Raw genomic sequence first — 21,648 nt, 5'->3', positions numbered from 1 at the left:
CCTTGTCTTTGGTATTTGCTTATCTAAAATCATCTTCCGGCATCGACATCAATATCTTCTCCGGTGTGATCGGAAGTTCTCTGTGCCATACACCTGTCGCCCGGTAAATTGCATGAGCAATCGCCGGTGCCGGTGTGTTGATCACGATTTCCCCGATGGATTTTGCGCCAAATGGACCTGTCGGCTCGTAGCTATTCTCAAACTCAACCCGTAGGTGTCCCATGTCCAGCCGCGTTGGGATTTTATATTGCATAAAATTGGACTCAACCGGTTTTCCGTTTTCATCATATGTGATATTCTCAAACAACGTATGACCGATTCCCTGCACGATTCCACCCTCTGCCTGGATACGTGCAAGTGCCGGGTTGATTGCGATTCCACAATCCACAACTGCCACATAATCGAGGATTTTTACCTCCCCGGTATAGCGGTCAAGCTCAATTTCCACCATACCAACCATATATGGCGGTGGAGAAACCGGTGAAGAATGTGATGCAGTTGCAACCGCCGCAATATCATTTGCCACCTGATCCTTCACACTGATCTGCGCCAGTGTAACACGCTCGTCTGTGTTAATCTTCCGCACACACCCATCTTCGAATACCGTTTCTTCCGGTTCACATCCAAGCATTCCCGCCGCAATCGCACACAGTTTTTTCTTCAGCTCCTCGCAGGCAAGCTCTACTGCTTTTCCTGTTACATAGGTAGTCGAAGATGCATAAGAACCGGAATCATACGGAGATGCGTCCGTATCTGCGCCAAATACTGCCACGTCATCCACAGAACAGTCCATACACTCAGCCACCATCTGCGCCAGAATCGTATCACAGCCGGTTCCCATATCTGCCGCACCGATGATCAGGTTAAACGTTCCATCATCTGCCAGCTTCACAGTTGCAGAACCGACATCGACGTTGGATATACAGGAACCCTGCATCGCCATCGCAACACCGGCGGTCCGCACTTTTCCATCGCCCATCTCCCGGACCGGATATTTCTCTTCCCAGCCAAAAAGCTCACGGCATCTTGCCATACAGCGGTCAAGCGCGCAGGCATTTGCAATCTCTCCATAATACGCCGGCATCTTCATGCCCTCCCGGAGCATATTTTTCTCCCGAATCTGCGTCGGGTCGATGCCAAGCGACTCCGCAAGCTCATTGACCGAGGACTCCAGAGCAAAGATTCCCTGGGTTGCGCCATAGCCGCGATAAGCACCCGCCGCCATTGTATTTGTATAGACGACATCGTAACCAAACCGGAACGCCTCAAGTCCTCCTGTATAAAGTGGAATTGACTTGTGTCCGCTAAGTCCGACCGTCGTCGGTCCATGTTCCCCATATGCACCTGTATTGGAAAGTGTGTACAGATCAAGTCCGCGGATATGTCCGTCCCGGTCTGCACCCAGCCGGACAGTGACTTCCATCTCATGCCGCGGCGAACCTGCAATCTGGCTTTCGTACCTTGTAAAGATGAGTTTCGCCGGGCGCCCCGTCTGCATCGTCACAAACGCCGGATACACTTCGCTGACTGCAGTCTGCTTCGCACCAAATCCACCACCAATCCGCGGTTTTTCCACGCGGATTTTGCTTTTCGGGATTCCAAGCGCTCTCGATAAAATCCGGCGCACATGGAAAACAATCTGTGTCGAAGAAATCACATGCAGTCTTCCATACCGGTCAAGACATGTATATGTGCGAAATGTTTCCATCATTGCCTGGTTGAACGCACGCATATGATAAGCATGGGAAAATGATACCTCACAGTCCGAAATCACGGCATCGACATCGCCATCTCCGCTTAATTCATGTGCGATCACATTCCGTTTTGCATCACCACCCACATCAACCGGCGGATACCAGTCATCCTCCGGATGCACAAGCACCGGATTATCCTTCGCTTTGTGGAAATCAAGCACCGGCTCTAACACATTGTATTTCACTTTCACAAGCTTCATCGCTTTGCATGCCGCTTTTTCATCCTCTGCTGCAATGATTGCGACAACATCTCCCACAAACCGCACGTGCCGGTCGATAATCAACCGGTCATACGGAGATGGTTCCGGATAAGTCTGACCTGCGATTGCAAACCTTGTTTTCGGCACATCCTCCCATGTATAGATATCCACCACGCCCGGAATTTTCTTTGCAATTTCTGTATGGATTTCTTCCACAATCGCATTGGCATGCGGACTGCGTAGAAGCTTCACGACAAGCGCAGGACCCGTGATATCATCTGTATACACCGGTTTTCCCAGCAGCAGCTGCATGGAGTCTTTCTTCCGGACTGATTTGTGAATGGCATTGTAATTCTTATGTTCCATCGCTTACTCCTTTCCCTGCTTCTTCCTATTTATATAGTCCAGGTAATTCCGGATTCCCCGGAGCTGTCCTTCGTATCCGGAACACCGGCATAAGTTTCCTGCCAGGTACGCACGTATCTCATCATCCGAAGGATCCGGATTCTCTCGGAGCAATGCAATCGTATTCATGACAAATCCCGGATTGCAAAATCCGCACTGATCAGCCCCCTGGTCAGCGATAAATCCAACAAAACCGGATGCTTCCTCCTGCAGTCCTTCGAGCGTATATACTTCATGTCCATCCGCTCTTGCACAGAGCACCGAACATGACAAGACTGGGGTTCCATCTAAAAGCACGGTACAAAGCCCGCAATTTGCGGTCTCACAACCGCGCTTCACACTGTAGCAGCCATGCTTCCGCAGAAAATCAAGGAGCAGAAGATCCGGCGATACTGATTCACAAATCAGTGTTCCATTTACTTTGATTTTGATATCCATGTCTATGCCTGCTCCTCTCCGATTTTCTTTGTTAACCGATAGCAAAGCGCACCTGTAAGGCGTGTGCGGTATGCTGCACTGCCCCGGTGATTGCCGGCTGTCGGGATTTTTGTCTCTACCCATTTTGCAAACTGTTTTGCACGCTCTTCTGTGATTCCGTCTGTGAGAAATCCTTCCTCATCCGTGATACAGATTGCTTTGCCCGGTCTCGCACCGACAGAAATCCGGTATGTACCGGAAACATTTGCCGCTGCACATGCAAGAACCGGGAAATCTGTCCGTTGATTACGAACCGATGCATACGCATAGACACCCGGTGTTTTCTTCACGATCAGACGCACAAGCACGTCCCGGTCCGGTTTTTTCTCGGCGAACTCCTGCAACGGAATTATACCGCCCTGAAACAGTTCCACGTATGTATCCATAGCAAGAAACATCGTCAGGACATCCGAGAAGCCAAACCGTCCCCAGATACTGCCGCCGACAGTTGCCAGGTTCCGGAACTGAACACCGACAATATCCTTTAAGGCATCTCTGACCGCGCCCTGCGTATATGCATACAGTCCTTCATGCAGCTCGATTTCACGCAGAGACACCATCGCACCGATAAAAAATGCATCCGCGTTCTCATCAATCCTGTCAAGTCCCAGCTCGCACAGATCGATTGCCGTCTGGATTGTCCGATCCTGCATCTTCGTCCAAAGCATTCCACCGAGGATCATGCTTCCTTTTTTCTGGTTCAGCGTATAAGCTTCTTCCAGATTTTTTACACGAACATAATTCTGTATTGTTACCATAAAAGCTCCTTCTATTTCTCTAACCGCTTTTTTCCAATTTTATATTATAGTAAAAATACTTGCCTTTGAAAAGCGGTTTTGTTACAATACCGTTGTATTATCAAAAGTATAACGAAAGGGTTTTTATTATGAAACAAAGATTCAAAAAACATGTAGCACTTATACTCATCGGCCTGATGCTGCTCTCTCTGATCGGATGCAGCAAACCTGCATCCACAGAGACAACCACAACAACGGAAACAGCTGTCACAGAAGCACCGGCAGCCTCCATATCGGATGCTGCTACAACGGCAGACAGCACCCCCGCAGATGCCAGTGAAGAGGGCTCTGATGCGCAGACGGTCTATCCGGTCACAGTCACCGACCAGACTGGTCGTGAAGTCACAATTGAAAAAGAACCGGAGTCAATCGTGAGCGGATACTATATCTCCACAAGTCTCCTGCTTGCACTCGGTCTGAAAGACAAGGTAACAGGCATCGAAGCAAAAGCAGGTAAGCGGCCAATCTACAAACTTGCGGCGCCAGAATTCCTCGAGCTTCCAAATGTCGGCACAGCCAAGGAATTTGACTTAGAAACCTGCGCTTCCCTCTCCCCAGAGCTTGTCATCCTGCCTATGAAATTAAAGGATGCAGCGCAAAGCCTCTCTGAGCTTGACATCCCTGTCCTGCTTGTCAATCCGGAAAGCGAAGATCAGTTAGAACAGATGATTGAACTTGTCTCCACCGCAACCAACACAAAGGAAAACGCAGATGCCCTTCTTTCTTATATTGATGAGAAAAAAGAGATGCTCGAAAAAGACTTATCCGGCGTCGATGCAAAAAGCGTCTATCTCGCCGGTAACTCTTCCCTTCTTTCCACTGCCGGTCCGGCGATGTATCAGTCAGGGCTTATCGAACTGGCAGGCGGTAAAAATGCAGCATCCGAAATCACGGATACCTATTGGGCCGAGATCAGCTACGAGCAGCTTCTGGCATGGGATCCTTCTTATATTATTCTCGCTTCGGATGCAGAATACACACCCGAAGATGTATTAAACGACGAGAATCTGAAGGAGTGCACCGCAGTCAAAAACGGAAATGTCTATGCAATCCCTGGCGATATCGAAGCATTAGACAGTCCTGTACCAGGCGGAATCCTGGCATCCATCTGGCTTGCCGGAATCCTGCACCCGGATCAGGTATCTGCAGATATGTATACAGAAGAAAAGGCAGCGTTCTATGAAACTTTCTACGGAATCAAGTAATAAAATTAAATTCGCCCTTATCGTCGGAACCGTTTTCTTAACGGTTCTGACGATTTTTTCATTTTTTGTCGGCCGCTACCCACTCACACTCTCCGGAATTATATCCGGTGATTCAAGACAGTGGCAGGTGTTTGTGACATTGCGCGCAAGCCGCGGAATCGTCGGCTGTATCGGCGGTTTCGTTCTCGGCGTAGCAGGTTTTGTCTTCCAGACTGTATTCCGGAATCCATTGGCATCACCAGATATCATCGGTGTATCTTCCGGTGCCAGCGCCGGTGCCGCGTTCGGCATCCTGTTTCTGTCCGGCTCTATGGCAGTGACTGCGTCTGCATTTGCCGGTGCTCTCGGTTCTGTTGTTCTAGCGCTTATGCTCGCATCCCTCACTGCCGGGCAGGATGGCAGAGGAATCGTGTTGGCGGGAATCGCGGTACACAGCTTAGCCCAGACAGCGCTCATCTTCCTGAAGCTGCTCGCCGACCCGGAAAAACAGCTTGCATCCATCGAATACTGGATTATGGGGAGTTTAAATGGTATCAGTCTCTATTCCATCAAAGGAAATGTGATTCTCTGTATCCTCTGTGTCAGCGCACTTTTTTTGTTGTACCGGCAGATTATGATGCTTTCCCTGCACGATGACGAAGGGCGTATGCTCGGTGTTCACACACAACATCTCCGGCTTTTGATTCTCCTGATTGCAACGCTGGCAACATCCGGAATCATCAGCATGACCGGGCTTATCAGCTTCATCTCTCTGCTTGCACCGCACGGTGCACGTCTGATCATCAAAAACAACCGGCTATCCACGATGTTTCTAAGTGGGATCATCGGTGGCTGCCTGCTGACACTCGGAGATATTCTGGCACGAAGCGTAGCTTCCACAGAACTGCCGGTCAGTATCTTCACCAGTCTTGTTGGCGCACCATTTTTGATTTATCTATGCGTAAGGAGGAACCGCGAATCATGAGTCTGCTCACAATCAGTCACCTGTCTGCCGGATATGGCAGAAAAGAAATCCTACACGATATCAGCTTTACGTCGCGTCCTGGAACAATCACCGGTATTCTCGGTGCAAATGGATGCGGCAAAACTACACTTTTAAAAGCGATTGCGAACATCCTCCCGCACAAAGGTTCCTGTCTGCTTGCAGAAAATACACTGGAATCACTTTCTGCACGGGAACTTGCAAAGCAATGTGGATATATCCCCCAAAAAAGCGGAATCACAATTGATCTGACAGTCCTGGATGTTGTCCTGATGGGGTATCATCCGGACTTATCGCTGTTGCAGCCTCCCACCGTGCAGATGAAAGAACATGCCAAAGCAACTCTCACGATGGTCGGTCTTCCCGATCGTGAGCAGGCAAACTACAACCAGCTAAGTGAAGGACAAAAACAGTTATGTATCCTTGCACGGACATTCGTCGGTGCACGTAAGCTTCTGCTCCTCGATGAGCCGGAAAGCGCCTTAGATTTCCGGTTCCGGAACCAGATGATGCAGCACCTGCGGACATATGTGACTGCCCATGACGCCTGTGCGCTTGTCACACTCCATGACCCTTCTCTGGCATTAAACACCTGTGACGAGCTCCTTGTCCTGTCGAAAGGCACACGTTCCGGGAAAATCTCCCCGAAATTGACTCCTGTTTCAAAGATGGAGTCGCTGCTTTCCTCGATTTATGGTACAATCAATATCACAAAGCTCCACGACAAAAGCGGGAACGAACACCTTGTTATGATACAGGAGGAGTCCATATGAAAGCTGTTACAAAAATTACTTTTTACGATGAACAGGATGAAAAATTCTTTGGTGAAGGTCCCTGTCGTCTGCTGCATGCCATCGAAGCAGAGGGCTCCCTGCGTGCAGCTGCAAGCTCGATGGGACTTGCTTACTCGAAAGCGCTTCGTATGATAAAAAATGCCGAGCATGCACTCGGATTTCCACTCACAAGCAGGACTGTCGGTGGCAAATCCGGTGGTGGAAGCACTCTGACACAGGAAGGAAAGGAATGGATAGAAAAATATGAACGGTATCGAGATGCCTGCATACAGGCCAACCGCAAATTGTATCTGGAGATCTTTTCGCGCTAGCAGCAAAAAGCATCTGATTCTGACCGGAAGCCGCGGAAGCGGAAAGTCCACGCTTCTTTCTGCCCTTTTCCCACAACCAATGCCCGGGCTTACGTCCTATGTAGTACCCGAAGATGGTGTCTATATGAAAAAAAACCTGTCAGGCGAGGCTGTCCAGATTGGAAGATATCAGGCAGATGCACCCGGAAACACAAACAAAATGCAACCGGTTCCGAAAGCATTTCTCACAAAAGGCATCGAATTTCTGGATATGTGTATCCGTCATCCATCCGACTGGGTAACCATCGACGAAACCGGTTATCTGGAACAGACAATTCCTGCGTATCAGGAAGCAATTTCCCGTCTGCTCGCAGCCAAACATGTACTTTTAGTTGTCCGTAAACAAAAACTTCCTTTCCTGGACGCTCTCTGCAAGCGGGATGATTGTTTTCTCGTAGATTTAGATAAGCCTTATGGAGACACGTTCTGTATCATCATGGCATCCGGGAAAAGCAAACGCTTCGGTGCCAATAAACTCCTCACTGATTTTAATGGGAAACCACTGATTGCATACGCGTTTGATGCGACCGAAATGCTTGGGCAAAACCGGCTGGTTGTGACGATCCACCCGGAAATTGCACATATATGTAAGAAACAGGATATCCCATTTCTTCTGCATAATCTGCCGGACCGGAACGATATGATTCGACTTGGAACCGGTGCAATAAAGAACAAAGCAAGCCACTGTCTGTTCCTGCCTTCAGACCAGCCGCTCGTCTCACGGGAGACAATCGGTGCATTGCTTTTCTGCGCCAAAAATGCACCCGATACGATCTGGCGGACTTGCAATCAGAATACTGTCGGTTCCCCGGTTGTTTTTCCATCTGCTTACTTTGATGAACTTTCTGCACTACCTCCAAAAAATGGCGGCAATACTGTGATTCAAAACCACAGGGAACATGTAAGACTCCTACCGGTTACACAACACTATGAGCTAGCAGACATCGACACACCAGAGGATATGCAGGCAATGAAGATTATTGCAGCGCATGCACGGGCAAAGTAAATACACTTCTCACCGCAGCCAGGTACTCCTCCGGTCGATCTGCTTTCTTTACCTTCTTCAGCTCCCGCTCTGCTTCTGGAAACATCTTACCCAGATAAAACCACACTTCCTTCATCTTAAAGAGCGCATCCCGCTCACAGTCCATCTCTTCCCGGTACCCAGCATACAACCGGTCATGGTACTCCTTTAGCTCTGCCGTTGTTACCGACTGCCCTGTCCGGATCTCCCGTACCAGTCCCGGATTCGCAATTACACCTCTTCCAAGCATAATGCGGTCTACCTGTGGAAACATCTCCCGGAACACATGATAATCTTCCACCGTGAAGATATCTCCGTTATAACAGACCGGGTGCACACATTCCTTCAGTGCTTCCGCAAATACATCGAGATTCGGTTGATTGTTGTAGAAATCCTTCTGCAGACGTGGATGAATGATCACTTCGGAGATAGGATACCGGTTATAGATCTGCAGGATATCCGCAAACTCTTCGGGAAACTCCATTCCGATCCGCGTCTTCACAGAGATCTTGCAGCTTCGCTCCTCCGGCAGTCTGGATATCCCCTCAAATACCGCATCAAAGAACCGGTCTAATCGATCTGGTTCCTCTAAGAATCCACTTCCTTTCTTCTTCGATACGACCGTTGCCATCGGACAGCCCAGATTCAGATTCACTTCCTGATAGCCAAGCTCCGCCAGCATATTGCACGTCGTAAGGAACTGTTCCGCATCGTTCGTCAGAATCTGCGGCACGACATACATGCCCCGGTTATGCTCCGGTGCTACATCCTTCCGCTCTCTTGTCTTCAATATTTTCTTCTTCGATGGTGCGATGAACGGTGTCACATACTTGTCCATATCGCCAAACATCGCATGATACACATTCCGGTACACATACCCTGTCACGGATTCCATCGGTGCCAGATAAAATTGTATTTTCTCGGATTCTGTAATACTCACCGTAGCTCTCCTCTATCATCAGCATTTTCTTCCACATGTTTCGGGCGGAATATATACAGCAAAATTGCTTTACATATATTGTCTGCGATCATGCAAAGCCAGACTGCCTTTAAACCCAGTCCAAACACATTCACGCATAAGAACGTACCAAATATCCGGATGCCCCACATGCTGACCGCCTCACACGCGAACACATGCTTCGTCCGACCCATACCATAGGAAATACCCTCTAAGACAATCATCAGTCCAAAAAACGGCTCTGAAAACGAAACCAGACGCAGCATCTCACTTCCGATCCGCGCCGCATTGACTGAGTTCGTAAACAGACGCATAAATGGATATGCGAATAGGTAGAGTCCGATACCATTTACTACCATAATCAATAATGTGATCAGGATCGATACCCGCTCCGTTGCTTTTAATTTCCGGATATCCTTCTCTCCGAGTGCATTTCCGACCAATGTACTGGTCGCCACACGCAGTCCGTATCCTGGAATATAGACAATCTGCTCCGCTGTAATGGCGATTGAATGCGCCGCAAATATCGTCGTTCCCATACCAGATACCATCCGCGCAAACGCAATGTATCCAAAGCAGCTTACGAAAGTCGTGCCAAGCGCTGGAAGTCCAATCGTAAATGTCTCTGACAGAATCTCCCGGTCGAATCTCCTGTCCTCTCGCGTTGGTCGAAGCTTCGTCTTGCTGAGCATCAGCAGAAACATCGCAATACCGCCGATTCCAAAACTGATGCAGGATGCGATTGCCGCACCTGCCACGCCGAGATTCAGACCATATATAAATACCGTATTCAATAGGATATTTAACACATTTTCACCCACGCTGATAAACATCGGCGATTTCGTATCCTTAATGGATCGAATCATCGCGGAAAAGACGCGGGAAGACGCCCGAAACACAAGTGAAATGCTTGTAATTGTGAAATACACGCTTGCCGGTCTTACAATATCCGGTTCAACGCCCATCCACACCGGAATATACGGGGACAGCACAAGCGCGATCACTTCCAATAACGTTCCGATTGTAAATGCATATAGTATTGATTGTCCAGCCAGTTTCTTCAGTTTGGCTTCGTCCCCGGCTCCATTTGCCTTCGATGCAATCGCCAGCACAGCAACCGCAATCGCACTTGGAATTGAGTGGATCAGCCAGCCGATGGTTGTTGTCGTGCTGACTGCTGCCGTTGCTTTCTCACCCAGATGTCCCACCATCGCCGTATCAACATATTGAAGCAGCGTCGACAGCACCTCTTCTAATACCGTCGGGATGGATAAGGTAATCAGCGATCGAAACGCTTCCTTATAGTATGTTTGTTTCATTTATTTTCAAATCCTTCTGTTTACTTAAAAGAAGGGCTTATAGAAAGCCCTTCTTCGTAAAACTTATTTACTTATCGCTTCGTTTCTTTTTGGAAACACCAAGTATGATTATTCCAACAGCCGCAACTATCATTATAATGGTGATTGGAGCAATCGGCGCTGTATCACCTGTCTTCTTCACTGTGTTGGAAGATGTCGTAGTTGTAGTTGTTGTCGTACTCGTAGTACTTGTCTCCGTCGTCGTAATCTCTGTGGTTGTATCCGTCGTTTCAGTGGTTTCTGTAGTCTCAGTCGTTTCTGTGGTTTCTGTGGTCTCGGTCGTCTCAGTCGTTTCCGTTGTCTTATCATACGTATTTGTATATGCAACACTTGCTGTCGCATGATCTCCGATTACAACCGAAGCGGTTTTGCCCTCCACCGCAGTCTGCGCGTCTACCACATATGTGATCTTGCTCAACGTATATCCATCTACATCTGAAGCAATCTCATTGACTGTATAGCTGCCTGCATTGCAACTGATTTCCTTTGACCACGTCTTACTAGCAGTATCATAAGAAAAATCTGCAAGACTATAGGTTGTCTTTGTACCGGTTGCATCCTCAACAACCTCAAAGCGAATTGTCTGCTCCGCATCTGTTTTGGATACACCACCCGCTACGGTCTTTGTCAACACAAGCTTCGCCGGAGCATATGTATTTGTTACAACAATCGTATCTCCAATACTTCCACTTGACGGTGCATAAGAAGCTACATAATTTGCAACCTCTGTCTCTCTCACACTATACGATATCTCAACGCCATTCTCGTATTTGTCGAGATCTGTAAATGTACCCTTCCAGTTATTTGTCTTATCCAGCTTCAAAGTCTTTGTCGTTGCAACACCATTCTTATAAAGCGTGACTGTGATTGCACTATGATCATCTGCTGCCAGGTTGTCGCCAACCCACTTCTTTTCAACCTCGATATCACCCTTTTGTGTTGTATATGAATTTCGAACCTCAAATACACCGTTTTCACCAGCATCTTCTGCTGTCACAGTTGTACCAGAAGCATTCTTCTTCACATAACTTACTGTATATCCGGCTGGTACATCGACTTCTTTGACTGTATATACATATTCTGTATTTGCTGCTACATCACTGTACTTCGGAAGCTCTGTCCATGTATAAGTCCAATGATTTGTTTCACTCAAAGTTACCGTGTCATATACATTTCCATCGTACATTAACTGTACCTGTATGCTGGTTGGTCGTTTCCGGTCATTATTATTCTGATCATCCCATACCTTTGTCACAGTTCTTGTTGTCGATGGATAAGAATTGGTAATTGTGATAGAACCATTTCCTGTTGCATCAACTGTCATCGGACTGTAGGATACGCCATAACCCTGTGGTACAGCGACCTCCTTGACTGTATATACAATCTGCTGACCAGCCTCATTATATGGAAGGTCATTCCATGTATAAGTCCAGTGATTTGCATCTTCCAGTGTTACAGCGGCTCCAACCGCGGAACCATTTGCATATAATTGAACATCTACACTCGTCGGACGGGATGTAGCATTATTATCCGCCCATACTTTATTGACTGTGATATTTCTTGTCCGAACTGTACGTTTATTCGTAATCGTTGTCGCTGATCCTGATGTCACAACAGTCGTTGTATAACCGCTAACTGTACCAACTTCTTCAACCGTATACACAATATCCGTACCTGCCGCATTCTGCTTGTTCAGATCATTCCACGTGTATGTCCAATGATTGGTCTCATTCAATTCCTTCGTTGCTTCCGGATCTGTAACAGCTGTGCCATCCGCTATAAGTCGTACTGTAATTGGTGTCCGCAATCCATCGCGGTTGTTATTATCATCCCATACCTTTGTCACTGTATGACTGACTTTATCCATCGAGTACTGGTTTGTGATAACCGCCAGATACGTTCCATCACTCTGCTTCTGGATTACAGATGACTTCTGTGAATATGAAGCAGGCATGCTTGCAGTATCTTCAACAACCGAATACTTGATCTCTACACCATTCTTATAAACCGGCAGATTGCCCCAGCTTGCAGTCCAGTTATTCCCTGCTGTCAATGTAATATCCTTCGACAGGGAAACTCCATTTTCCATTAAGGAAACCTTAAGGGTCCGCGGTCTATATCCATCCGCGTCATTATTATCATCCCAATCCTTCCGGATTGACACCTTCGTTGTCTGTAAAGTATTCGTGATATCATAGCCATTCGCTGCATATCTCGTCGTATACCCAGAAACCGGTGTTTCTTCTACCTTATACCGGATTTCCTCATCTGTACCTGCATAGTATTTATCCAGATTATCAAAGGTAAAGTTCTTCGTCGTTTCTGTTGTACTCAGACTCTGTGTTTTTACCAACTCCCAATCGGCTGTCGTACCATTCTTCAATCGATACAGTTTCAACTCAATGCTGGATGGACGATACGCTTCATATCCCGTATCTACCCATGTCTTGGTTCCTGATACAGATGTTTTTTCCGTTTTATTCTCGAAGATGACGGCACCTAAGCTTGTTCCTGCACTGCCGCTCGCAGCTCCATTCACATATTTCTGCACAGAAGTAACTGCGGCATCCAATTTGTTGCCTGCAGTATTCTTTGTCACATTTACCTTGACTACATAATACGTATCATCTTTTGTAACACCTGCATAACCAGATTCTTTTTCATAAATCTTGTAAATGTGCTCTCCGACATTTCCTGTCACTGCAGAATCATATGTTAGTGGTGTGAATGTTACGGTTCCATTTGTACTTCCATTTGTTGTTCCTGTAGCAGCCCCTGCCGTCTTTATTGACAGATCTGCATTCAGCTCATCCACTGCAAATCCCGCAAATGTATAGTTAGCTGAATAGTTCGTTGCATTATCCAGCTTCTTTAATGCAGTAAATGTAATGCTGCCGGATGTCTGAATCATTGTATTCACGATATCATAAGTACCTGCAGGGTAACTTGTCGTATATCCAGCGACCGCTGTCTCTACTACCTTATATGGAATCTCAGTAGCCATTCCCGGATAATACTTTGGCAATGTTCCAAATGAATACTTCCATGCACTTGCTGCATCTACAGTCCTGACTGCTCCGACCTGCTCCCAATCGGCATCGTCATTCTCGTTTCCACCCTGTTTCAACTTATATAACTTTACCTGAATGCTAGCCGGACGATCTGCTGTGGTATCACCAACCCATGATTTTGTACCCTGAATCGTCGTAGTCACGGTCGTATTATTAAATACAACCTCTGAAGCCGTGGTACCGGTTCCTGCACTGTTATACTTCGTAATCTTACTGCATGTTGCAACCAGCTTTGTCGGATTTGTAGCATTATCCAATGCAACATCTACCGTCAGAATATAATAGTTCGTATCCGTTGTTACATCTGTGTACCCAGAGCTTTTCTCATAAACCTTGTAGTAATGTTTTCCTACATCTCCTATTGTTGCAGAACTATAACTTACCTTATCCTTAAATATAATTGTTCCCGTTGTATTACCAGCAGTTGTTCCGGTCGTAATATCCTTTACCCTGGTAGCGTTTGCAGCGTCTGCTGATACCTCTTCCACTGCAAAATTCTTAAAGGTATAGGTGTTGCCACTTGCATAAGCGGTTGTGCCATCCAACTGCTTTGTAGCTGAGAAGTCGTAGGAACCTGTATAGTATGTAGACTTTTCATTCTCATATGGAAGATTATATCCCGTATCATTTGTAAACGTCTTTCCCTCGTAACTGTTTGGAATCGTTATGTTCGACGACTTTTTAAGTACAAAGTAAAACGAATCTGCCCGAACATCAAACCCTTCTGCAGCAGATACCTCTACCAATTCATAAATCTGATCATAATTCAATCGGTCAATCGTCAACTTACCTGCAACATCATCCGTTACTTTCAACACATCCGTATCCTTTACCATCGTTCCACGTGTCATGATACCTGTTGTAGAATCATAGGTTGCTTCATACAAACGGAATGTAGAATCTTTCAGTGCATGTGTCGTTCCAGCCGCATCGGTCCAATATTTATATAACTCTATCGAGCCATAATTAGATTCTGCCTCATGCTGTCCTTTGGTAAACACCTGTCCCTGGAACGTTTTCGATCCACCCTGATCTGGCTGATACCCATTTAATGTAAACGTATTGGAAGACTGCTCATCTGTCAATGTTATCGAACTATTTCCTTCCATAAACTTCAGATTACACTTCGTTGTATAGGTTATCTTCAAATACTTGCTATCTGGTAATTCAAATTTCAGTGAATTTGAAGATCCATCATAGCTGACTGTATAATCGGTTCCACTTGTCAATGGTGTTTCTGTACCGCCATTTACTTCGTATACCTTGATACTCTGCATATTATAAGAGAATGCAGTACCGAGTTTATCCACAGCCGTTAATTTTCCATCTCCCGGTACCAGATCATAAGCACCCTTGTTGACTTCGATCGTATACTCCGCTGTATTATATTTACTGTTATCTGCACCTGTCGTGTTATCATAGGTACCGTAAAATACTCCGTCCTTCGATACCAATGCAGGTGCTTTCAATGTCGTTGTCGTTGATACTGGTGTTCCAACATTTGTACTGCCTATCTTTAGCTGAGCAGAATTCGTAAAGGTTTCCGATCCCTTCTTTGCAAAATCCTCCAGACTTGTTACTTCTGTCGTATACTTAATCCGAACATGTGTCTCTGTTCCCGCTGAATAGTTGTCAATGGCATTCATCAAAGCAATATAACCCGCAGTAATCGGAATCGTAAAACTTGCAATTCCATTCGTTTCACTTGTCTGAAGATCAATGTTCGGTATCGTTGCTCCACCTGCATAATACGGCATATCCGATAACTTCCCCGCTGTATTATGCGCTACATCCCTGACATAGAAGTATGCAGTTATCATGCTGGAAGATAATTTCATATCCGTTGGTAATGTATCCGCAATCGTAACAGATTCTCCACCTGAAAGCGCAATGGAATTCAATGACACATCTAACATGTAGCTAATCTTACCTGTTTCATCTACCTGCGTTGTAACTGTCTTATTCAAAGGTGGCAATGGATTTGTATATACATCCTCATCACTTTTTTTCTCTTCCTTGCCATTTGCAGAATAATAAATGTTTGCTTCGTTTTTATAATTTCTCTGTACCTGATTCAAATCAGTATCCAAAATCTTAGTCTTGTATTCTAATGTTATTTCCTTTACCGGATTCGATCCTGTAAAGAGACTATCTTTAAACGCAAACTTATAATCATATCCTTGATTATTTCCTGCAGTGTCTGGTGTATATGTCACATATTCATTGTCAATATTAGCATCATTCGAATCAGTTACATCTACATCAAACGATGAATTATCTTTTCTTGTAAATGTAATCTTTGTGTTATATATGCCTGACATGCTTCCCGGATTATTCCAGTATTTTTGCATATTATCTTTGATATACACATTTGTCAGATTTTCTGGAATATCTTTCACAGAAACCGTCCAATAAATATATCCATCCTGCATTTTCACAGCATGCTTTTCAATAGACCATTCTTTTCCCGGCGTCTGCACAGTTCCGGTTCCCGTATATTTATAACCCTTATTTGTTGTAAGAGTTACATCATTTTTCACATCCAGTTTGGTCGCAGAATCCATATAATCATCTGTTACCTTTGTGTAAACAGTTGCCGTATATACACCGTTGTTCCCCGTAAAATCAGTAGCGCGCAATGTCTGTTTTGTATCTCCCAGCAAATTGCCATCCTTATCACACAGCCCTGATCCAATCTCTGGCATATCCTCAATTGTGCCAGAACCAAGCAACGCATCCAAAGAATCATACTCTCCTGCATAATCCTTCAGATCAATCGTAATCGTCCATGTCACAACCTTGGAAGTTTCATCCAACGAACCTGTTTTCTTTACTTCTGGTCTTGTCACATCGTAAGTTGCTGATGTAGTTCCCGTTTTTGTCTCTTTTTTATTATTCTTATATGTATAATCTACTGTATTCGTATAAGAAGTACTATTCGCATTATCCGGATCAAAAATACCTTCATCTGTCTCTACATCATAAGTAACTTCCACGGTCGTAGTACTGCCATCCGATGAACCAAGTTTGTTCAAAGCATTTGCCAGAGCACCAAAGCTTCCATATATGGTATTCGCAGTGACATTTGAATCATTGCTGCTTGCAATCTTGATATTGGAGATATTCTTTAAGTTTGCACCTAAACTATCTGTCAAAGATACCCCGGACACAGAGCCAGTCGTTTTTAATGTCAACTTATATGACTGCTTCCACGTATTTGTACTCTTGTCATAGGTTGCTTTTCCATCGGTTGCTTTCTGTACTGTCAATGTACTTGTTGCTGTTCCATCATCGTAAATCACATCTGAAACTTTTTTCTTTGCAGTTCCAATCGTTATTTTATCTCCGGATCCCTTATCGGTTTCCGTCAGCTTTACATTTCCATATATTGTTCCATCTCCCTTTCTTGTGTTTTCCGTCAAGAAAGTCTGATTATCAAGGCATATATATGCATAACCATTACTAATATAAATATAACCTACTTTTTTTCCTTCAAGCATAATATCCTGTTTTCCGGATATCAATTCAAGGTTATTCAAATCATTAAAATTTACTTTGATATAAATAGGATTTCCATCTCTTGGAATGGCACTGTTATCTAACTCCCATTTATATTTTAAGTTAAACTCATCACCTTCGAATACTTTTGTTACCTGATCCAAATCCGTCTCCTGCCCATTATGTTTAACACTGGCAGTAAAATTCATCGTTATTCCATTTGACGTATCTGTATATGCATTGTTCCAAAGTGAAAGATCTACGGAATCATCTGCCACATTTTGTGAGGTTTCATTCAGATTCTCTTCTTCTAAAGGAACACCATTTTGATTTTCTTGTGTTCCTAAACTTTGCTGCCCTGTTGCGAAATTTGCATCACTCTCCGATGCGACACTCTCTGTCTCCCCGCCTTCCGCAATCGGTGTATAGCTGATGTTCTGGAATAATGAAATTAACATCAACATAGAAAGCAGAAATGCAACTACTTTTTTTCTGGTTTTTTGTTTGTTCATAAACTCCATCCTCCATTTTCTTTTTTCAAATGCATCCTGGCATATATGCATTGGAACCATCTATGATAAACTCTGACGTTTCTTCACGCAGAGAACAATTAGATTAATTACTGTTCAGATTTTATATCGACAGTAACCCACTATTGCATAATATTCTACACGAAACCATCCGTATTTTCAATATATCATGCCTGCAAAAACACGCTATTTTTGACTATTTTAGAATCGTGCACCGCAAGGCGCACCACCACAAAAAAACCTGCCACACCAATTCTGGTGCGGCAGGTTTTTGTAACCATCTTCCGAAGTATGTTTTATTCTCCGTCCTTCTTCTCCTCTGCGGATGCCTCTGCATCGTCATCATCAAAGAAGCTATCATCAAAGTCATCATCGTAATCATCGAAATCATCTAAGTAATCTGGTGTCAGGTACTTGTAAACTGCTACGCAGATACCTACGATGATTGTCAGAATACCAACGATCAATGCAACAGAGAGAAACGCGTTCTTTGCTTCTGTTACGCATTCGTCTTCTTTTACAACTTTTACTTCGTCACAACACTTTCTCATAGTTTTCTACCTTCCTTTCATCGCTACTGATAAACTAATTTTACCACAGCTTATCCGATATTTCTACCGTGATTTACAACTTTTTCATTTTTACAAGCGATGCAAATAAATGTTTTTCACCAACACGGTCGAAATTCACGACGATTTCCTGATCGCCGCCCGATGGAATCACATCAATCACCTCGCCATTTCCAAATTTAATATGGCGTACTTTATCTCCTACTTCATAGCTTGCCGGTGCAGAAGCTGCATTTCCCATCGGAAATGCCTTTCCAAATCCCGGATTGGCACTCGGGTTCGCATTTGACGTGGCAGAGCGCGTATACGGATTGTTCTTGCCATATGCCTTTAGCTGAATCACCTGCTCTGCCGGTTTCTTTGATGGAATCCGATCCATATTCGCAGGTGCATAGCCAAAAGCCTTCTCTTCATACTCGAGATAATGCTTCGGAATCTCCTTGACGAACCGCGATACTTCCTCGAAATTCGTCGAACCATGCACCATCCGTTGTCCGGCAGCCGTCATATACAGTTTCTCCATCGCACGTGTAATTCCGACATAGCAAAGTCTCCGCTCCTCTTCAAGCGCATCTGGATCATCCGAATCCAGCGACATGCCACTTGGGAATAACCGTTCTTCCATACCTGTCATAAATACATATGGAAACTCCAGACCTTTCGCGCTATGTAATGTCATCAACGTCACCTTCGCGGTTGGCACACCATCTTCGTCTTCCTCCTCAGTGTCTGCCACGAGTGCAATATCTTCAAGAAGTCCGGTCAGCGTCGGCACCTCTGCACTCTCTTCATAGGTAACGATCTTATTCTTTAATTCCTCTAAGTTATCCAACCGGGTACGCGCCTCATCCGTAGCCTCTGCGGTAAGCGCTTCACGATATCCACTTTCATCCATGATTGCATCGAACACTTCACTGATGAATTCTCCATGTACCAGACGCGCCTTAAAGCCTTCCATCATATCTGTAAACTTGCGAATCTTCTCCACGTTACGTGTCATGCCTGGTACTTCTTCGATATCTAACAATGCATCATACAGATTATACTCATTCGACTGTGCATACATATCAAGCTTATCCACGGTCGTCGCACCGATTCCACGCTTCGGCACATTGATAATACGTTTGATTGCCTGATCGTCAATCGGATTTGCAAGCACCTTCAGATAGCTTACGAGATCCATGATTTCTTTTCTTCCATAGAAATTCTGTCCACCATAGATCTTATATGGCAGATTCTCATACAGAAGTTTTTCCTCAAGCACACGGGACTGCGCATTCGTACGATACAGGATCGCGATATCATCGAGTGATACCCCCTGATTCTTCAAGGTTTTGATCCGGGACGCAACACCGTTTGCCTCCTCGTACTCCGTACCGTAACGGGTAAATGTTACCTTCTCACCATCTTCCTGCTCAGTCCAGAGACGTTTATCCTTTCTTCCCTCATTATTCGCGATCACCGCATTCGCAGAATTTAAGATATTCGCCTTGGAACGATAGTTCTGCTCAAGCTTTACCACCTTAGCATCCGGGTATTCTTCCTCAAAATTCAGGATATTATAGATGTTCGCGCCACGGAATTTATAGATACTCTGGTCGTCATCACCCACGACGCACAGATTCCGGTATTTTGCAGCCAGCATCTTCACCAATATAAACTGTGTATGGTTTGTATCCTGATACTCGTCCACCATAATGTACCGAAACCGAGTCTGGTATTCGGCAAGCACATCCGGGTTCGTCTCAAAAAGGAAGATCGTCTTAAAAATCAGATCGTCAAAATCAAGCGCATTGTTGCTCTGCAGACGCTTCTGATATTCCCGGTAAACCTCTGCAATCTTCTGGTCCCGGAAGCTTGCTGCATGTTCTTTCTCGTAATCGTCCGGTGTCATGTACCCTTCCTTCGCCTTCGATATCGCCGAAAGCATCGCCCGCTCCGGATAGAGCTTCGGGTCTAATTGCAGATATTTCAGCACTTCTTTTACAACTGTCTTCTGTTCACTTGCATCATAGATTGTGAAACTGCTTGTTCCACCAATCTTGTCAATATGTTTACGCAGAATCCGCACACACATGGAATGGAAGGTTGATACCCACACACTCTCAGCACCAAATCCTACCAGATTATCTACTCGTTCCCGCATCTCTGCCGCAGCCTTGTTCGTAAATGTGATTGCCAGTATATTGTATGGATTGACTGACATCTCATCAATCAGATATGCGATCCGGTGCGTGATCACTCTGGTCTTTCCAGAGCCAGCACCAGCTAAAATAAGTAAAGGCCCGTCGGTTGTACAACAGGCCTCTAACTGTTTGTCATTTAATCCTGGCATCGGTTTACTGTAAACCTAACTTTGCCTTCATCGCTGCCAGCTCATCCTGTACAGCTGCATTTGGAGCTGCATCATACTTGGCTGCTAAACTGTCGATACCACTCTCCTGTGTTGTCTGATTTAATTCGGTCATGGCATTTGCCTGATCAAGCATTGCGTTCGCCTTTGCTTCCATACGATCAAAGGCAGCCATGCTGCTTGCTGAATCTGACAGATTGTTCGTCATCTTGTTCAGACGATCCTGAGTCTTAGCAACCTTCATCTTCGCCTTGATTGCATCACGGCGGGAGTCAAGCTGGTTGATATCTGTCACAAGCTTGTCATGCATCTGACGCATCTTCATCGCATTTGCAGCTGCAACATCATAGGTCTGCTGCAAGCTTGCCTGCTTCGCTGTAAGCTGGTTCTTCTGCTCTAAGAACTTCATGGCATCTGCTTCGTTTCCGGCAAGAAGTGCCTTCTCTGCGTATGCCTGCATCTTTGTAATCTCAGAATTCACTTCATCAAGCTCACGCTTGCATCTCTGCTCATCTGCCATAACGGCAGCTGTTTCCTTCTTCACTTCTGCCAGATCCTTCGTCAGGTTGCGAAGTGTCTGATCAATCATCTTCTCCGGATCTTCTGCCTTATCGAGAAGTGCATTGATATTTGAAGCCATAATGTCTTTAAATCTCTGTAAAATTCCCATTGTAATAAAACCCTCCTATAATTCTCATCTTCATACCGTGAAATCCACGTTGCTTTTATTATACTTGATAAAGATAGTAAAGTAAAATGGAATTTTGTTAAAAATTGGTGTTGTCTCTGCAACTTGTCTTAGTTGTATTTTGCAATCACTTCTTCGTTTGCCTTCATGGCGCTTTCTTCCATCTGCTTTCTCTCTGCAAGGAGCTTTTCCTGCACTTCCTTATGCTGTACACCGATGATCTGCAATGCGAGATATGCGGCATTCTTTGCACCATTGATTGCTACGGTTGCAACCGGAATTCCGGATGGCATCTGCACGATAGAGTAAAGTGCGTCCTGTCCATCGAGTACGGAACCGGAGATTGGAACACCGATAACCGGAAGAACCGTCTGGCTTGCAACAACGCCCGGAAGTGCGGCTGCCATACCTGCGGCTGTAATAAACACTTCTGTGCCATTTCCGTTTGCTTCCTCGATAAATGCGGAAAGTCCTGCATGTGCACGGTGTGCTGACAGGCATCGCACATCAACCTGTACGCCATAGTCCTTCAGAATCTTAATTGCTGGCTCTACCTTTGGAAGATCACTTGTGGAACCCATAATCACTGCTACTCTCATTTGTTCTGCCTCCTTGATGTTAAATATATTGTATTG

General features: G+C 45.3%; 15 protein-coding genes. 5 read left to right on the top strand and 10 right to left on the bottom strand.

The features are described from left to right. Positions 1 to 19: 19 nt before the first annotated feature. The 3 genes from H9Q76_RS05045 to H9Q76_RS05035 are packed head-to-tail and all read right to left on the bottom strand — an operon-like array spanning position 20 to position 3,594. On the bottom strand, positions 20 to 2,320 hold the full coding sequence (locus tag H9Q76_RS05045; protein WP_249321778.1) for a xanthine dehydrogenase family protein molybdopterin-binding subunit: 2,301 nt from the start codon (positions 2,318 to 2,320) through the stop codon (positions 20 to 22). 3 nt (positions 2,321 to 2,323) lie between these two features. Continuing rightward, on the bottom strand, positions 2,324 to 2,797 hold the full coding sequence (locus H9Q76_RS05040) for a (2Fe-2S)-binding protein (protein WP_118545106.1): 474 nt from the start codon (positions 2,795 to 2,797) through the stop codon (positions 2,324 to 2,326). 2 nt (positions 2,798 to 2,799) lie between these two features. Next, positions 2,800 to 3,594: an FAD binding domain-containing protein gene (locus H9Q76_RS05035; RefSeq protein WP_249321777.1), complete on the bottom strand. Its 795-nt coding sequence runs from the start codon at positions 3,592 to 3,594 to the stop codon at positions 2,800 to 2,802. A gap of 128 nt (positions 3,595 to 3,722) precedes the next feature. Here H9Q76_RS05035 and H9Q76_RS05030 point away from each other — a divergent pair, with 128 nt between their 5' ends. The 5 genes from H9Q76_RS05030 to H9Q76_RS05010 are packed head-to-tail and all read left to right on the top strand — an operon-like array spanning position 3,723 to position 7,970. Next, complete coding sequence (locus H9Q76_RS05030) at positions 3,723 to 4,838, top strand: ABC transporter substrate-binding protein (RefSeq protein WP_249321776.1); 1,116 nt, start codon at positions 3,723 to 3,725, stop codon at positions 4,836 to 4,838. After that, entirely contained in the window at positions 4,813 to 5,802 is a 990-nt protein-coding gene (locus H9Q76_RS05025; RefSeq protein ID WP_249321775.1) for a FecCD family ABC transporter permease, read from the top strand. Before H9Q76_RS05030 ends, H9Q76_RS05025 begins: the two co-directional genes overlap by 26 nt. Beyond that, positions 5,799 to 6,593, top strand: a complete 795-nt coding sequence (locus H9Q76_RS05020; protein WP_249321774.1) for an ABC transporter ATP-binding protein — start codon at positions 5,799 to 5,801, stop codon at positions 6,591 to 6,593. Before H9Q76_RS05025 ends, H9Q76_RS05020 begins: the two co-directional genes overlap by 4 nt. Continuing rightward, a complete protein-coding gene (locus tag H9Q76_RS05015; RefSeq protein WP_117780956.1) occupies positions 6,590 to 6,925 on the top strand; it encodes a winged helix-turn-helix domain-containing protein in 336 nt (111 codons plus the stop codon). Before H9Q76_RS05020 ends, H9Q76_RS05015 begins: the two co-directional genes overlap by 4 nt. Then, positions 6,858 to 7,970 carry an NTP transferase domain-containing protein gene (locus H9Q76_RS05010; protein ID WP_330594784.1) on the top strand — a complete coding sequence of 371 codons (1,113 nt, stop codon included), beginning with the start codon at positions 6,858 to 6,860 and terminating at the stop codon, positions 7,968 to 7,970. Before H9Q76_RS05015 ends, H9Q76_RS05010 begins: the two co-directional genes overlap by 68 nt. Here H9Q76_RS05010 and H9Q76_RS05005 read toward each other — a convergent pair. The 7 genes from H9Q76_RS05005 to purE form a co-directional block, all read right to left on the bottom strand. After that, positions 7,942 to 8,928, bottom strand: a complete 987-nt coding sequence (locus H9Q76_RS05005) for a tRNA dihydrouridine synthase (protein WP_330594783.1) — start codon at positions 8,926 to 8,928, stop codon at positions 7,942 to 7,944. The genes H9Q76_RS05010 and H9Q76_RS05005 overlap by 29 nt on opposite strands. After that, positions 8,925 to 10,265, bottom strand: coding sequence for an MATE family efflux transporter (locus H9Q76_RS05000; protein WP_249321773.1), 1,341 nt, complete (start codon positions 10,263 to 10,265; stop codon positions 8,925 to 8,927). The genes H9Q76_RS05005 and H9Q76_RS05000 overlap by 4 nt, the downstream gene beginning before the upstream one ends. Before the next feature lie 67 nt (positions 10,266 to 10,332). Beyond that, positions 10,333 to 17,385 carry a Cna B-type domain-containing protein gene (locus tag H9Q76_RS04995; protein ID WP_249321772.1) on the bottom strand — a complete coding sequence of 2,351 codons (7,053 nt, stop codon included), beginning with the start codon at positions 17,383 to 17,385 and terminating at the stop codon, positions 10,333 to 10,335. 314 nt (positions 17,386 to 17,699) lie between these two features. Next, positions 17,700 to 17,954: a hypothetical protein gene (locus H9Q76_RS04990; protein WP_118734023.1), complete on the bottom strand. Its 255-nt coding sequence runs from the start codon at positions 17,952 to 17,954 to the stop codon at positions 17,700 to 17,702. 73 nt (positions 17,955 to 18,027) lie between these two features. After that, positions 18,028 to 20,307, bottom strand: coding sequence for a DNA helicase PcrA (gene pcrA, locus H9Q76_RS04985; RefSeq protein WP_249321771.1), 2,280 nt, complete (start codon positions 20,305 to 20,307; stop codon positions 18,028 to 18,030). A 4-nt stretch (positions 20,308 to 20,311) separates the two neighbouring features. Continuing rightward, complete coding sequence (locus H9Q76_RS04980; RefSeq protein WP_021984951.1) at positions 20,312 to 20,995, bottom strand: PspA/IM30 family protein; 684 nt, start codon at positions 20,993 to 20,995, stop codon at positions 20,312 to 20,314. Positions 20,996 to 21,123: 128 nt separating this feature from the next. Then, positions 21,124 to 21,612 carry a 5-(carboxyamino)imidazole ribonucleotide mutase gene (purE, locus tag H9Q76_RS04975; RefSeq protein WP_021984952.1) on the bottom strand — a complete coding sequence of 163 codons (489 nt, stop codon included), beginning with the start codon at positions 21,610 to 21,612 and terminating at the stop codon, positions 21,124 to 21,126. Between the last annotated feature and the right edge of the window lie 36 nt (positions 21,613 to 21,648).

The organism is Wujia chipingensis (assembly GCF_014337155.1).
Lineage (GTDB): Bacteria > Bacillota > Clostridia > Lachnospirales > Lachnospiraceae > Coprococcus_C > Coprococcus_C hominis.
Note: the sequence above shows the minus strand (reverse complement) of the source record. Positions and strands in the feature narration are given on the sequence as shown.

Bases quoted from the DNA above. Each gene is read 5' to 3' on its own strand.
- H9Q76_RS05045 (WP_249321778.1), bottom strand. From the start codon at position 2,320: ATGGAACATAAGAATTACAATGCCATTCACAAATCAGTCCGGAAGAAA.
- H9Q76_RS05040 (WP_118545106.1), bottom strand. From the start codon at position 2,797: ATGGATATCAAAATCAAAGTAAATGGAACACTGATTTGTGAATCAGTA.
- H9Q76_RS05035 (WP_249321777.1), bottom strand. From the start codon at position 3,594: ATGGTAACAATACAGAATTATGTTCGTGTAAAAAATCTGGAAGAAGCT.
- H9Q76_RS05030 (WP_249321776.1), top strand. From the start codon at position 3,723: ATGAAACAAAGATTCAAAAAACATGTAGCACTTATACTCATCGGCCTG.
- H9Q76_RS05025 (WP_249321775.1), top strand. From the start codon at position 4,813: ATGAAACTTTCTACGGAATCAAGTAATAAAATTAAATTCGCCCTTATC.
- H9Q76_RS05020 (WP_249321774.1), top strand. From the start codon at position 5,799: ATGAGTCTGCTCACAATCAGTCACCTGTCTGCCGGATATGGCAGAAAA.
- H9Q76_RS05015 (WP_117780956.1), top strand. From the start codon at position 6,590: ATGAAAGCTGTTACAAAAATTACTTTTTACGATGAACAGGATGAAAAA.
- H9Q76_RS05010 (WP_330594784.1), top strand. From the start codon at position 6,858: ATGAACGGTATCGAGATGCCTGCATACAGGCCAACCGCAAATTGTATC.
- H9Q76_RS05000 (WP_249321773.1), bottom strand. From the start codon at position 10,265: ATGAAACAAACATACTATAAGGAAGCGTTTCGATCGCTGATTACCTTA.
- H9Q76_RS04995 (WP_249321772.1), bottom strand. From the start codon at position 17,385: ATGAACAAACAAAAAACCAGAAAAAAAGTAGTTGCATTTCTGCTTTCT.
- H9Q76_RS04990 (WP_118734023.1), bottom strand. From the start codon at position 17,954: ATGAGAAAGTGTTGTGACGAAGTAAAAGTTGTAAAAGAAGACGAATGC.
- pcrA (WP_249321771.1), bottom strand. From the start codon at position 20,307: ATGCCAGGATTAAATGACAAACAGTTAGAGGCCTGTTGTACAACCGAC.
- H9Q76_RS04980 (WP_021984951.1), bottom strand. From the start codon at position 20,995: ATGGGAATTTTACAGAGATTTAAAGACATTATGGCTTCAAATATCAAT.
- purE (WP_021984952.1), bottom strand. From the start codon at position 21,612: ATGAGAGTAGCAGTGATTATGGGTTCCACAAGTGATCTTCCAAAGGTA.